Source organism: Spiribacter curvatus, assembly GCF_000485905.1.
In the GTDB taxonomy this organism is placed as follows: Bacteria; Pseudomonadota; Gammaproteobacteria; order Nitrococcales; family Nitrococcaceae; genus Spiribacter; species Spiribacter curvatus.
The window spans coordinates 1,279,905-1,293,621 of record NC_022664.1 but is presented as its reverse complement, the minus strand read 5'-3'; the positions used below and the strand labels follow the sequence as shown (position 1 = coordinate 1,293,621).

The 13,717-nt window shown below is 63.9% G+C and carries 11 protein-coding genes and 3 tRNA genes; 5 read left to right on the top strand and 9 right to left on the bottom strand.

All coding sequences use genetic code 11. The annotated features are described in order from the left end of the window. The first annotated feature begins 45 nt into the window (after nucleotides 1-45). On the top strand, nucleotides 46-1,014 hold the full coding sequence (locus SPICUR_RS06370; protein WP_023367232.1) for a transporter: 969 nt from the start codon (nucleotides 46-48) through the stop codon (nucleotides 1,012-1,014). Nucleotides 1,015-1,020: 6 nt separating this feature from the next. Here the strand turns inward: SPICUR_RS06370 and SPICUR_RS06365 are convergent, their stop codons facing one another. From SPICUR_RS06365 to SPICUR_RS06330, 8 genes are all read right to left on the bottom strand, one after another. Beyond that, entirely contained in the window at nucleotides 1,021-1,617 is a 597-nt protein-coding gene (locus tag SPICUR_RS06365) for a response regulator (protein WP_023367230.1), read from the bottom strand. Beyond that, complete coding sequence (locus SPICUR_RS06360) at nucleotides 1,614-3,446, bottom strand: PhnD/SsuA/transferrin family substrate-binding protein (RefSeq protein WP_023367228.1); 1,833 nt, start codon at nucleotides 3,444-3,446, stop codon at nucleotides 1,614-1,616. The genes SPICUR_RS06365 and SPICUR_RS06360 overlap by 4 nt, the downstream gene beginning before the upstream one ends. Then, nucleotides 3,418-4,458 (bottom strand): NADP(H)-dependent aldo-keto reductase, encoded by a 1,041-nt coding sequence (locus SPICUR_RS06355; RefSeq protein WP_023367226.1) that lies wholly within the window; start codon nucleotides 4,456-4,458, stop codon nucleotides 3,418-3,420. The genes SPICUR_RS06360 and SPICUR_RS06355 overlap by 29 nt, the downstream gene beginning before the upstream one ends. 184 nt (nucleotides 4,459-4,642) lie before the next feature. Then, nucleotides 4,643-5,887, bottom strand: a complete 1,245-nt coding sequence (gene moeA, locus SPICUR_RS06350; RefSeq protein WP_023367224.1) for a molybdopterin molybdotransferase MoeA — start codon at nucleotides 5,885-5,887, stop codon at nucleotides 4,643-4,645. Nucleotides 5,888-5,970: 83 nt separating this feature from the next. Beyond that, nucleotides 5,971-7,185 (bottom strand): glycolate oxidase subunit GlcF, encoded by a 1,215-nt coding sequence (gene glcF / locus SPICUR_RS06345; RefSeq protein ID WP_023367222.1) that lies wholly within the window; start codon nucleotides 7,183-7,185, stop codon nucleotides 5,971-5,973. 2 nt (nucleotides 7,186-7,187) lie between these two features. Continuing rightward, nucleotides 7,188-8,267, bottom strand: a complete 1,080-nt coding sequence (gene glcE, locus SPICUR_RS06340) for a glycolate oxidase subunit GlcE (protein WP_023367220.1) — start codon at nucleotides 8,265-8,267, stop codon at nucleotides 7,188-7,190. Next, on the bottom strand, nucleotides 8,267-9,766 hold the full coding sequence (locus SPICUR_RS06335) for an FAD-linked oxidase C-terminal domain-containing protein (protein ID WP_023367218.1): 1,500 nt from the start codon (nucleotides 9,764-9,766) through the stop codon (nucleotides 8,267-8,269). The genes glcE and SPICUR_RS06335 overlap by 1 nt, the downstream gene beginning before the upstream one ends. A 199-nt stretch (nucleotides 9,767-9,965) precedes the next feature. Further along, nucleotides 9,966-10,040: transfer RNA gene (locus tag SPICUR_RS06330), tRNA-Val, on the bottom strand. Between the two features lie 115 nt (nucleotides 10,041-10,155). Between SPICUR_RS06330 and gltX the strand changes: the two genes are divergently transcribed. The 4 genes from gltX (at nucleotide 10,156) to SPICUR_RS06310 (ending at nucleotide 12,203) form a co-directional block, all read left to right on the top strand. Further along, nucleotides 10,156-11,574: a glutamate--tRNA ligase gene (gltX, locus tag SPICUR_RS06325; protein WP_023367216.1), complete on the top strand. Its 1,419-nt coding sequence runs from the start codon at nucleotides 10,156-10,158 to the stop codon at nucleotides 11,572-11,574. Between the two features lie 76 nt (nucleotides 11,575-11,650). After that, nucleotides 11,651-11,726: transfer RNA gene (locus SPICUR_RS06320), tRNA-Ala, on the top strand. A 6-nt stretch (nucleotides 11,727-11,732) separates the two neighbouring features. Next, nucleotides 11,733-11,809: transfer RNA gene (locus tag SPICUR_RS06315), tRNA-Glu, on the top strand. A gap of 76 nt (nucleotides 11,810-11,885) precedes the next feature. Next, a complete protein-coding gene (locus tag SPICUR_RS06310) occupies nucleotides 11,886-12,203 on the top strand; it encodes a helix-turn-helix domain-containing protein (RefSeq protein ID WP_023367214.1) in 318 nt (105 codons plus the stop codon). A gap of 34 nt (nucleotides 12,204-12,237) precedes the next feature. Here the strand turns inward: SPICUR_RS06310 and SPICUR_RS06305 are convergent, their stop codons facing one another. Beyond that, nucleotides 12,238-13,596, bottom strand: coding sequence for a TrpB-like pyridoxal phosphate-dependent enzyme (locus SPICUR_RS06305; protein ID WP_023367212.1), 1,359 nt, complete (start codon nucleotides 13,594-13,596; stop codon nucleotides 12,238-12,240). Nucleotides 13,597-13,717 lie beyond the last annotated feature (121 nt).

Here is a 13,717-nt window from a genome sequence, read left to right as displayed (position 1 = left end):
ATTCCTGTCATTCATAAAGCAGTGTCAGGAAACGGTATATCGACGTTGGCAGGACAAGCATCGAGTGTCACCGGGCGGTGGCGGGCATGGCTCATTGGCGTGGTGTTGATCGCGGGCCTCGGGGTTCAGCCGGCTCGCGTAGACGCCCTGGATCTGGGGCCGCTCAGTGGCATCGCGCCACCGGCGGGCGTGACCGGGCTGAGCCTCGAGCTCTCGGAACGGTCTCTGTCCGGGCGCCTCGATGTGGGCGCGGGCATGAATGTCGATGCCACCGTCGACCGGCATAGCGCCAGTCTGCGCCTCGGTCAGGCCTTTTCGCTGGGTGATCAGCCTGCCTATGTGTACGGCGAGATCCCGTTTGTCGACCATGACCTGGGTGGGCAGGCCGCCTCGCAGTTTGATCTTGATGGCGGCCGCGGTGTCGGCGATGCCGCGCTGGCCGTGGCGACATGGCCGCTGGCGGATCGGGTCGCCGGGCGCTTTCTTGGCATTGCCGGGTATCTGATTGCCCCGACCGGCGAATACAAGGTGGATCGCACCCTGGGGGCCAACCTCAATCCGGGCAGTAATCGTTACGCCGGGATCGTGCAGGCCGGCTTTCATCAGCGTCTGCCGGCAGGATTCGAATGGAGCCTGGCGGCTGATGTGATGGCGTTCGGCGACAATGATGACTACATCGGCGATCGTCTGACGGTGGGGCCCGAAGGGCTGATGCCGGCGCGTCCGGCGACGCTCGAGGTCGAGCCCTACCACAGCTACCAGACATCGCTCGCCTGGCGTGCCCATCCGGCGGTGACCCTGGCCGCGAGCTACTACATCGACCGCGGTGCCGCCTCCCGCATTGACGGTGGCGACTGGGGACCGTCGATCAATCGCGATCGGTACGGCCTCTGGGGGCTTTTTGCACACACCCGCCAGACGCGGATCAATGTCAGCCTTAAACGGGTTGTCAGCGATCGCAGCGCCCTTTCACTGGAATCCGCGGTGCAGGTGCGACTGGTGCAGTTCTTCTAGCCGCAGTCAGGCTTCGAGGCGCTGCCACAGCGCGGCCAGTTCGGCGCTGTTCGCCGCACCCATCTTCTCGACCACCCGCGAGCGGTGGACCTCGACGGTGCGGACCGCGATATGCAGCGCCTCGGCGATTTCTCGGTTGGTCAGGCCCTCGCTGACCCGGCGGGCGATCTCGCGTTCCCGCTCACTGAGAGCGGCGGCGAGGTGACGGATCCGCCGATCGCTGGCGCACTGGCGGGCACGGGCGAAGGCCGAGGCCAGGGCCCGCTCCATGGCCCTGGCACCAACGGGTTTCTGCAGAAAGTCTACAGCGCCGCGTTTCATCGATTCGACCGCCATGTCGATATCGCCATGACCGGTGAGGATAATGACGCCGAGGCAGGCGTCGGCGGCCTGCAGCCGCTCGTGGACGGCCCTGCCATCGATGCCCGGCAAGCGCATGTCGAGCAGTACAGCAGCGGGCTCGTCGAGGTTGGCGCCGGCCAGAAAGTCCTCACCACTGCGCCAGTCAATGACCGCGAGCCCCAGGCCCTCGAGCAGATAACGGCAGGCCTCGGCCACGCCTGCATCGTCATCGACCAGGTGGACGGCCAGCGCCTCGCTCATTGCGATGCCTCCGCGCTTGGGATGCGCACCGTGATCTCCGCGCCGCCCCGGGCATGGTTGCCGACGCTGATGTCGCCACCCTGGCGCTGCAGCAGCCGGCGGGTGATCACCAGCCCCAACCCCATGCCCTGAGCACGGGTGGTGTCGAGGGGCATGAACGGTCGCGCCAGTCGCTCGGGGCTGAAGCCCCCGGCGTTGTCACGGATCGTCAGCGTCACCTGGCCGGGGTCTGCGGCGCGACGCGCGTCGATGTGGATCCAGCCGCATCGGTCGGCGGCCTCGAAGGCGTCGAGGCTGTTGCCGATGAGGTTGCCAAGGACCTGCTCCATGGCCAGACGATTGCCAAGCACAGCCAGATCATCGGGCTGGATGGAGCGCTCCAGGGAGACATCCAGCCGTTTCAGCCGCGGCTGGGCCAGTGCCCGGACATGGTCGAACAGGCCATGCAAAGGCAGGCGCTCCGGTGGCGGGGCGTCGCGCCGGATCCATTGCCGGGCCTGGTCGATGATGCCGGCGCCGCGATCGGCCTCATGGCCGATGCGTGACAGCGGCTCGAGAAGGGGGCTGTCGGGCGCTTCGCGCTGCAGGCGCAGGACACTGCCCTCGGCATAGTGACGGATGGCGGCAAGCGGCTGGTTGAGTTCGTGGGCAAGGGTGGTGGCCAGCTCGCCGGACACGTTCAGGCTCTGGGCATCGGCCAGTTCCCGTTCACGCTCGCGCAGCGCCAGCTGCGTCGCCTCGAGGGCCCGCCCGTGGCGGCGGGCCTTGCGCTGCAGCCATGCGTGGTACATCAGCGCCATCGCGAGCAGCACGAGGGCCGCCACGCTGTAATGCCAGTAGCGCTGCAGGGCGTCCATCAGCCGCGTGGACAGGGGCTCGCCCAGCGGGTGGAGCGCCAGATCATCGAAGAGTGTCGCCACCCGGGCGGCCGAGACGGGCGCGCCCCAGCGCGCGGTATCCTCACCGTCCATCGCGAGCAGGCGGCGGGCCATATCGCCGGTCAGCGCCTCGCTGACATGCGGCAGGGCGGCAAACGTCCAGTCGGGATAGGCGGGGGTGCTCGATACGCATCCGCCGAGGGGTTCGTCCGTCGCAAGGGCACGAAAGTCATCGCGCCTGACGAGTCCCTCGCTGACCATCCGCTCGAGCATGCACACGGGCATGATGGCCGCCTCGGCCTGCCCGTCACGAAGTTGATAGACCAGCGCATCCACCGGATAGCCCAGGAAGTCCACCGCAATCTCGTCGCTATCCACGCCGGCGGCCTGCAGCTCGGGCCGCATCAGCAGATAGCCGCCGAAGGCGCGCTCGTGAACCGCCACGATGCGACGCCCGGTAAGCTGCTCGACGCGGCGGTAGGACGATTCCGCCCGCACCCACAGAACCGAGCCAAGGGCCGCACGGGCCGAATTGGCGGGGTTGGAGCGCAGCGTCGCCAGCCAGCTCAGCGCATAGGGCGTGCCGAGCAGCACGAACTGCCCGGGATTGGTCAGGACAAAATCCACCTCGCCCTGCGCCACGGCCGCGGCGATGCCATCGAGCGTCATCGCACGGGCGGTGAGGGTGATCCGCGGGATGGCATCGTCGAGGGCGTCAAGGGTGATCTGCCACTGCGCGAGGGTATGGGCCTCGCCGCGCGGGGCGAGGATGCCCACGGTGACATCGCCGGCGTTGACACTGGCATGGCCGCCATCGCTGTCCGGGGCATGGGCCGCCGTAGCGGCGACCGGGCCGAGCAGGGCCATCAGGCCGCTGAGCAGTATGCCCGCGAGCCTGACCCGCCGCCCGGCCGGCAGCGCGCTAGGGGCAGGGGTTGGGCGCGTCGGCATGAATGGCTTCGATGGCGTCGAGGACCTCATCGCTCAGATTGACTTCGGCGCTGTCGATATCGTTCTCGAGCTGCTCGATCGTGGTGGCACCGATGATGTTGCTGGTCACGAACGGTCGGCCCGTCACCCATGCAAGCGCCATCTGCGCCGGGTCAAGGCCATGTTCGTGGGCCAGTTCAACGTAGGCTTCAGTGGCACGCACGCCGGGTGCCTTGGTGTAGCGCGTGAACCGGTCGAACAGCGTCAGCCGGGCATTCTCGGGCTGACCGTCGCCGAGGTATTTGCCACTGAGCACCCCGAACGCCAGGGGCGAGTAGGGCAGCAGGCCGACCTGTTCACGATGGGAGACCTCGGCCAGGCCCACCTCGTAGCTGCGGTTGAGCAGGTTGTAGGGGTTCTGCACGCTGACCATGCGTGGCAGGCCGTGGCGCTCGGCCAATTCCAGGAACTTCATGGTGCCCCAGGCCGACTCGTTGGACAGTCCCACATGCCGGATTTTGCCGGCGGTGACCAGGGACTGAAGGGTCTCGAGTACATCGAGCATCCCATCGACCGGATCCGGCTCATCACCCCGGGGGGCAAAACCGAGCTTGCCAAAGAAGTTGCTGTTCCGCGCCGGCCAATGCAGCTGGTAGAGGTCGATGACATCGGTCTGCAGGCGCTGCAGTGACTCGTCAACCGCCGTGCGCAGCTGCTCCGCGCTGTAGTCGCCCTTGCCATTGCGCACCGTGCTGAGCCCGGGGCCGGATATCTTCGTGGCAATGACCAGGTCGTCCCGCCGGCCCCGGTCGGCCAGCCAGCGACCGATCATGGTCTCGGTGTCGCCCTGGGTTTCGGTTTCGGGGGGAACGGGATACATCTCTGCGGTATCAATGAAGTTGATGCCGCGCTCGACCGCGTAGTCGAGTTGCGATGAGGCGTCCTGCTGGGTGTTCTGCTTGCCATAGGTCATGGTCCCCAGACACAGTGCGCTCACCTCGATGTCGGTATGGCCGAGTTTGCGGTATTCCACTCAATGACTCCTGTTGCACGGAAGTTGCCGATCAGCGGCTAGTCTGCCGGGGTGACCGGGGTCAGTCGACCCGTCGATCCAGGTTTTGCTACCCACCCCTTTCAATCGATAAGGATTCTGGTCAGGCCCCAGCCAACGCGGATGAGCTGCTGGAGCACTCGGCCGGTGATAGCGCCGCCGCCGTCTAGACGAGCAGCGGCGCTGCGAACGGTTCAACCTCGACGATCTCGCCCTGCTCGACCGAGCCGCGCTCGGCGGGCAGTACGATAAAGCAGTCCGCCTCGCTCATCGAGCGCAGAACGCCCGAGCCCTGATGGCCAACGCTGACCACTTCGAGTTGGCCGTCGCCACCCTCGACGAGTCGCCCGCGCTGAAAATCCTGACGGCCGGGCGTCTTCCCGAGGGGGCTCTGGGTCGTCACGCGCATGCGACGGGCGGGACGTTGTGCCTCACCCGCCAGACGCCGCAGCGCCGGCGTCACCAGTTGCGTAAAGGTGGTCATGACCGACACTGGATTGCCGGGCAGGCCAAAGTACCAGGCCGCGTCGAAGCGCCCGACAGTGACCGGCCGTCCGGGCTTCATGGCGATGCTGCCAAAAAGCAGTTCACCGTACTCTCCGAGCAGCGAGGGGAGATGGTCGGTATCGCCGACCGAGACACCGCCGGAGGTCACGATCGCGTCAGCGTCGCGCGCACCCTGGCGCAGGGCGCCGGCCAGGGTTTCGGGGTCATCCCGGATCGTGCCCAGATCCATCACCTCGACGCCGAGTTGCGTGAGCATGCCGTAGAGGCTGTAGCGGTTGCTGTCGTGGATCTCACCCGGGCCAAGGGGCTCACCGACACCGCGCAGCTCATCGCCGGTGGAGAAGAACGCGACGCGCAACGGCCGCTTGACGTTGAGCTCAGCCTGACCGGTGGAAGCAATGACCCCCAGATCCGCCGCCGTGAGCCGTCGCTCCGCCTCGAGAATGCAGTCACCGGCCTGCAGATCTTCGCCGGCCCGTCGGATACTGTTGCCCGCCACGGGCCACTGCGTGGTCGTGATGTGATCGCCATCGCGGCGGACGCGCTCCTGCATCACCACCGCGTCGGCGCCGGCCGGTACGACCGCCCCGGTCATGATGCGCACACACTCGCCCGCGCCGAGCGTGCCGGAGTAGGGATGGCCGGCAGCGGCGGTGCCCACGATTCGGAGCTGAGCGAAGTCGTCATCGGCATGCCGAAGTGCATAGCCGTCGACCGCCGAGTTGTCGTGGGCCGGTACTGAGACGGCCGTGCGCAGGGGCTCGGCCAGGATCTGCCCCAGCGCCGCGTGCAGGGCGACCCGGTGGTAGCCGCTGATGGGTTCGATCGTGGTGACAAGGTCGCGGACGGCGGCGCTCAGGGAGCGATCCGATCCGTGGGGGTTACCGTGAGCGGGTTGGGTCATTGGTCTTCCTGTTGCCGGCCAGACAGTTGATGGCCGGTCCGCAATGGGGGTAGCTCATGACTACGCGAGTGAGCGATACGCCCCTATGCTGCCTGTATCAGCTCCAACCAGTGTCTGACCGGCACGCTGGCAGCCTCATCAAGATGAGCCAGGCAGCCAATGTTGGCCGTGGCAATCATCTCCGGTGAACCGGTCGCTAGGTTATCGAGTTTTTGTTCACGCAACTGCTCAGCAAGGGCAGGCTGAAGGACCGAGTAGGTGCCGGCCGAGCCACAGCAGATATGGGAGTCAGGCACAGGCGTAAGCTCAAAACCAATTGTGGTTAAAAGTGCGTCAACGCGGCCCCCAAGCTGCTGGGCATGCTGTAGGGTGCACGGCGTTTGAAAGGCGATCCGCCGCGGCGCATCGGCCGCCGGTGCCAGACGCTCGGCGTAGCGCTCGAGTAACTCGATGGGGTCGACAGCGAGCTCACTGATACGCTGCGCTTTATGGGCATAGGTCGGATCGTCTGCCAGAAGGTGCGCATAGTCTTTCACCTGCGCACCGCAGCCACTGGCATTGACAACGATGGCTTCGGCGCCAGCTTCAACCAACGGCCACCATGCATCAATATTGTGTTGAATACGGGCCCTGGCTTTATCGGGAGCCCCCAAGTGCTGATCAATCGCGCCACAGCAACCCGCGTCTTGGGTGCGCTTCACGCCGATCCCGAGCTCATCGAGCAGACGCGCAGTCTGTGGGTTCAAAGGCGGTTCCAGAGCAGGCTGCACACAGCCTTCGAGCATGAGCACAAAGCGCTCATGCTGGTTTGTCCGTGGCCACGCGGGTGGAGCGCGTCGGGGGCGAATTTTTTTGCGCAGCATCGTCGGGACCAGTGGCCGGCTGAGCCGACCGAGGCTGAGTAGAGCGCCGAATAACCGGGGCCGCGGCAGGACGGTGCGCAGTGCCCAGCGTAAGCCTCCCTGAGGGGCGGTTCGTGGCACCTGCGTTTCGACAATCTCCCGGCCCAGATCGGCGAGACGACCGTATTCGACCCCAGATGGGCAGGTGGTTTCGCACGCCCGACAGGTCAGGCAGCGGTCCAGGTGCAGCTGAATGCTCTCAGTCGCGGGCTCACCCTCAAGGACTTGCTTGATTTGGTAAATCCGCCCCCGGGGGCTATCCAGCTCGTCACCGAGGAGGCGATAGGTCGGACAATGAGCGAGACAAAATCCGCAGTGCGTACATTTGCGCAGAATGTCATCAGCTTCCTGGCCCGCGGCGGTCTCTTTTATGAAGTCAGCGAGATTGGTTTGCATAATCAAGGCTCCTCAAGATCGGGGTAGAGCCGGCCGGGATTAAAGATCGCCTGCGGGTCAAAGGCTTTTTTCAGTCGTTGGTGAAGCCGTGACTGCACCGCATCGAGGGGCTGAAAAGCGCTCGTGCCTGCTGGCGCGTTGCGAAAACAACTCACACTGCCGCCCGATCGTTGAGCCTGCGTGCGCAACGACTCGACTGGGTGATCACCGCGCAGCCAGATCTGTTGCCCGGCCCAGTCGATGAACTGCGGGCCGGGAAAATGCCCTGGATCGATGGCAGGCGGCAACGACAGCCGCCAGATTGGTTCATCGGTGACGAAGAATGCGTGCGTCTGATCACGAACGCTTTGCCAGAAGGCTTCGGCCTGATGGGCTTTGAGCGGTTCGCCGTCGATATTGGCGAGTGCATCGTCAAGCGCCGATTGGGTGCCGGAAAGGCGGACCCAGAGATAATCGCCGTCGTGACATACTGCGCTGAGTGGCCGGCCCTCACGCAGCCATTGCTCGGTGTAGCGATGACATTCGTTGGCGGCGGCATCAAGCCGGATCGTGGCATGATGTTGGGGTGCCGGCAGGACCTTGACCGAGACCTCTAAGATAATCCCCAAAGTTCCGAGGGCCGCGACATTCAACCGCGCGGTGTCATATCCGGCGACGTTTTTCATCACTTCGCCACCAAAACGCATCAGCTCACCGTGACCATTAATCAGGCGGATGCCCAGGGTCATGTCGCGGGTTGACCCCCAAAAGGGCCGCCGAGGGCCGGATAAGCCTGTTGCCAGCGCCCCCCCAATGGTGCCGCTGCCTGCAAATAGGGGCGGCTCAAAGGCGAGCATTTGGTTTTGTTCGGCGAGTACGGCATTGATGTCGGCGATCGGCGTCCCAGCACGAGCGGTGATCACCAGCTCCGTGGGCTCATAATTGACCACGCCGCGATGCCCGTCGATCGCCAGGGCGGGCGCATCGACCGGGTTACCATAGAACCGCTTACTCCCGTGACCCACAATCTCAACCGGGGTTTTGGCCGCCAGCGCTGCCTTCACGCGCGCTTTAAGCTCGGTGGATTGATCGGCGTCAGCCATCAAAGCCGTTCGATTTCAGGGTGAGGCAACTCACCGTTATGGACATGCATGCGACCGAATTCCGCGCAGCGATTGAGCGTTGGAATGGCCTTGCCTGGATTGAGGAGCGCCTGGTCATCAAAGGCCGCTTTGATGGCGTGGAACTGCTCAATTTCAGCCGTTTCAAACTGCACGCACATTTCGTTGATCTTCTCCACGCCAACGCCATGTTCCCCGGTGACGGTGCCGCCGACTTCAACGCACAGCTGCAATATGTCACTGCCGAGGGCTTCAGCCGCATCAAGTTGATCAGACTGATTGCCATCAAAGAGGATAAGAGGATGCAGGTTGCCATCGCCGGCATGAAAAACGTTGACGGTTTCGAGTTTATGCGCCGCGCTCAGCTCACTAATCCGGCGCAGTACATAGGCAAGCTGTTTGCGCGGGATAGTGCCATCCATGCAGTAATAGTCAGGCGATATACGACCGACAGCCGGAAATGCCGCTTTGCGTCCGGCCCAGAAACGCGCCTGCTCCGCGTTATCGGCCGCCACGTGAATGGCACTGGCGCCGTGCGCAGTCAGGCAGTTTTCGACCGCCTGCATCTGATCGGCCACCTCGGCTTCGCTGCCATCGAGTTCGCAGATGAGAATGGCGGCGGCCTGGGTGTCGTAGCCCGCATGCACGAAATCTTCGGCGGCCTGAATGGCAGCACCATCCATCATCTCTAAACCGCCGGGAATGATGCCATCGGCGACAATGCCGGCAACGGCATGTCCGCCGGCCTCAACGTTGTCGAACGAAGCCATCAGGACTTGCTTGGTGAGTGGGGCCGGCAGCAGTTTTACCGTAATTTCGACGATCACCCCGAGCATGCCCTCGGAGCCATGCATGAGCGCGAGCAGATCAAGGCCCGGCGAATCGAGCGCCTCTGAGCCAATGGTGGTGATGTCGCCATCCATCGTGACGACTTTCAGCGCCAATACATTATGGACAGTGAGACCATATTTAAGACAGTGAACGCCGCCGGCATTTTCGCCAACATTGCCACCGATCGAGCAAGCGATCTGTGATGATGGGTCAGGCGCGTAATACAGCCCGTAAGGAGCGGCCGCTTCGCTGATGGCTAAGTTGCGAACGCCTGGGTCGATCCGGGCGATACGCCGCTCGGCATCGACGTCGTGAATGCGGTTGAACTTGCCCATCGCCAGCAATAGACCCTGCGGATGAGGCAGGGCACCGCCCGAGAGGCTGGTCCCTGAACCGCGGGTAACGACTGGAACCCCGGCCTCGCTGCAGGCACGAACGGTTGCCTGGACCTGCTCAATGGTCTCGGGAACGGCCACGAGCAAAGGCAGTTGTTTATAAGTGGACAGCCCGTCGCATTCGTAAGCGCGTCGGCCGGCCTCGTGAACAATCAACCCTTCGCCGGGCAGGACCGCCCGCAACGTCTCGATGAGTGGGTCAATGGCGACATCGAACTGCGTGTCTTCAGCACGAAAAACAGCATGAGCTGGCATGCTATCCACTCCACATGTTTGGTCTCGCCAACCTATCGCGGTTGGCTGGCAAGCTCAAGGCGGTTGGAGTGAGTGATAGACCCTGCGATGTTTTTATTGCATACCTGCGCCACGCGCGCAGAGGCCACGCAGCGGATGTGAGCAGAGCCAGGCTTGGGTGCAGTGCGAGCGATCAATCAGTGAAAGGATCGGGGCAAGTTGGTGGGCGGTGCTGGGATCGAACCAGCGACCCCTGCCGTGTGAAGGCAGTGCTCTCCCGCTGAGCTAACCGCCCAACTTTAACGAAGTTTAGGAATCAGCCGGTAGGCTGTCAATCGCTGATCGTGCCCACTGGCCCGTGACCCCGGTCACTCGCTAGACTACCGGCTTTACAGACAGCGAAGACCGATATGTCCGTCACCACCCGTTTCGCCCCGAGTCCCACCGGCTATCTCCATATCGGCGGTGCCCGTACGGCGCTTTTCTGCTGGCTCTACGCCCGCCGGCACGGCGGCCGCTTTGTCCTGCGGGTCGAAGACACCGATCTGGAGCGCTCAACCCCCGAGGCGATCAACGCTATCCTCGAGGGCATGAGCTGGCTTGGTATCGACTATGACGAGGGGCCGCTCTACCAGACGGAGCGTTTTGAGCGGTACGGCGAGGTGATTGACCGGATGCTCGAGGACGGTACGGCTTACCGTTGTTATTGCTCGAAGGAGCGACTCGATCACCTCCGCGCCGATCAGCAGGCGCGTAAGGTCAAACCCCGCTATGATGGCCGATGCCGGCATCTGACCGAGCCGCCCGCGGACGCCGTGGGTGATCCGGTGATCCGCTTCCGTCAGCCCCACGAGGGGCACACCGTGGTCGACGATCAGGTCAAGGGGCGGGTGGCGTTCGACAATGCCGAGCTTGATGATCTGATCATTGCCCGTGCGGATGGCTCACCCACCTATAATTTCGTTGTGGTGGTGGATGACATGGACATGGGGATCAGCCATGTCATTCGCGGCGATGACCACCTCAACAACAGTGCGCGCCAGGCCAATATCCTCAAGGCGCTGGGGGTCGAGCCACCGGCCTACGCGCATGTGCCGATGATTCTTGATGCCCAGGGCAAGAAACTCTCCAAACGCACCGGGGCAGCCAGTGTCATGGATTATCGCGATGCCGGCTATCTGCCCGAGGCGGTGATCAACTACCTGGTCAGGCTGGGATGGGCGCATGGCGATCAGGAGGTATTCACGCTTGATGAGCTGATCGAGTATTTCGACATCGGCGAGATCAATCACTCGGCCTCCAGCCTCAATCCGTCGAAACTGGACTGGCTCAACCAGCATTATATGAAGACGCTGCCGCCGGCGCATGTCGCCCGGCATCTGGCGCAGCATCTGGGGGCGCTCGGCATTGATCCCGCTGCGGCCGGGGCGCCCGGCATCGAGGCGGTTGTCGCGGCGCAGGCAGAGCGCAGCAAGACGCTGGTCGAGATGGCCGAGAACAGCCGGTTTTTCTACCAAGATCCTGATGGCTTCGATGAAAAGGCGGCGCGCAAGCATCTGCTGGGTGCCGCTGAGGTGCTTGATGCATTGAGCAATGCACTGGCCGAGGTGGAGCACTGGCAGGCCGACGCCATCCACCAGGCGGTGACCGGCGTCGCTGAAGAGCAGGGGCTGAAGATGGGCAAGGTGGCCCAGCCCCTGCGGGTGGCGGTGTCGGGCGGCCCGGTGTCCCCGCCCATCGATATCACGCTCGAACTTCTGGGGCGCGAGGCGGTGCTTCGTCGTATTCATGCGGCGAGTGAATGGGTCCGCGTGCAGGCGGAAACCTGAGGCTCGGCTCTGATTTCGGGCCTCCTGTATTGACAGCAGGCCCATCTGTTCCTAGACTTCACGCCGTTGGTTAGAGGGGGCCATAGCTCAGCCGGGAGAGCGCCTGCATGGCATGCAGGAGGTCGGCGGTTCGATCCCGCCTGGCTCCACCAATCATTGTCCCCATCGTCTAGACGGCCTAGGACACCACCCTTTCAAGGTGGCGACACGGGTTCGAATCCCGTTGGGGACGCCATTTCGGCCATTTCTGTGTTTCACATTCCTGTAACGGTTCCGACGGGATAATCCGGGAAATCATCAGGAGAGCTTCCGTGGATAACAGAAACAATTCCCAGACCGTTGTACTACGCGGTGCAGACTTCCATCGGATCATCAGCGACGAAACCCGTCTGCGCATGCTGACCTGCCTGCATCGGGCCGGTGAGCTGGAGGCGGATGATCTGGCCCAGGCGATGACGCAGGAACCGGCTCAGACGCGTCAGCTGCTGGGTGATCTGGCCGCCCGCGGCCTGCTCGCGGCGAGGCACCAGCATCCCCGGATTCACTACCGGTTGGCTGACGATTTACCGGTATGGGTGACCATCGCCTTGGGTGCGGCGCGCGATTGGGACGGGGCCGCCGCCGGCTGATCCCGCCGGCGACGCCCTTGATGACCGGATCCGCTCACACGCCCGGCAACCCGGACAACGCCATCGACTGCTCGGCCATCTGGCTGGTTTCCGCCTCGAGGTTGCCGGCCAGGTAGTCTGTATAGGCCCGCATGTCGAAGTGGCCATGGCCGCAGAGATTGAACAGCAGCGCCTTCGATTCGCCGGATTCACGGCAGGCGATCGCCTCGTCGATGGTCGCCTTGACCGCGTGGTTGGCCTCGGGTGCCGGGATGATGCCCTCCGCGCGTGCGAAGGTGAGTCCTGCCGCAAAGCAGTCCAGCTGGCCGTAGGCGCGGGGTGCGATATAGCCGAGGTCCGTTAGATGGCTGATCTGTGGCGCCATGCCGTGATAGCGCAGACCGCCGGCATGGAACCCCGGGGGCATGAACCCCGACCCCAGCGTATGCATTTTGGTCAGCGGCGTCAGGTGACCCGTGTCGCCCCAGTCGTAGGCAAACTCGCCCCGGGTCAGTGTGGGACAGGCGGCCGGCTCCACGGCGATGAACTCCGTTTTCGGCCCCCCGCGCAGCCGCTCGCCGAGAAACGGGAAGGCGACGCCGGCGAAGTTCGAACCACCTCCAGTACAGCCGATCACCTTGTCGGGATAGTCGTCGACCTGCTCGAGCTGGCGCATCGTCTCCAGACCCGAGACGGTCTGATGCAGCAGAACATGGTTGAGCACACTGCCAAGGGCATATTTCGTGTCGTCGCGCTGAGCGGCGAGCTCAACCGCCTCGCTGATCGCGATGCCCAGGCTACCGGTCGCATCGGGCTGTTCGGCGAGTACCGCTCGCCCGGCTGCCGTGGTTTGACTGGGACTGGCGATGCAGCTCGCGCCAAAGCTCTCCATGAATGCCCGACGATAGGGTTTCTGGTTAAAGCTGACCTTGACCATGAACACCTCGATATCGAGGTCGAACATGGCGCCGGCGAGTGCCAGTGATGAGCCCCACTGTCCGGCGCCCGTCTCGGTGGTGATTCGCTTGACGCCCTCTGCCTTGTTGTAAAAGGCCTGGGGGATCGCCGTGTTGGGCTTATGGCTGCCGGCCGGGCTGACGCCTTCATACTTGTAGTAGATCCGCGCCGGCGTTCCCAGCGCCTTTTCCAGTCGCCGCGCCCGATACAGCGGTGACGGCCGCCACTGGCGATAGACATCGCGCACCGGCTCGGGGATCTCCACCGCGCGCTCGGTGCTCATTTCCTGCTCGATCACGGCATTCGGGAAAATCGGCGCCAGATCGTCCGGCTCCACCGGCTCGTAGGTATCCGGCCGCAGCACTGGCGCCATGGGCGCCGGTAGATCGGCGTTGATGTTGTGCCAGTGCCGGGGGATATCGTTTTCCGGCAGCGTAATCTTGACGGTCTCGTCCATCGCTGAGGCGCCTCTCGATGCGTTTTGGGTGAGCGCGTAACGATACCATCCAATGGGTTCGGCGCGCTCCGCCGCGACTTGAATCCAACGTCCATAGCCACCATTTCCTGCCCATCAGCCG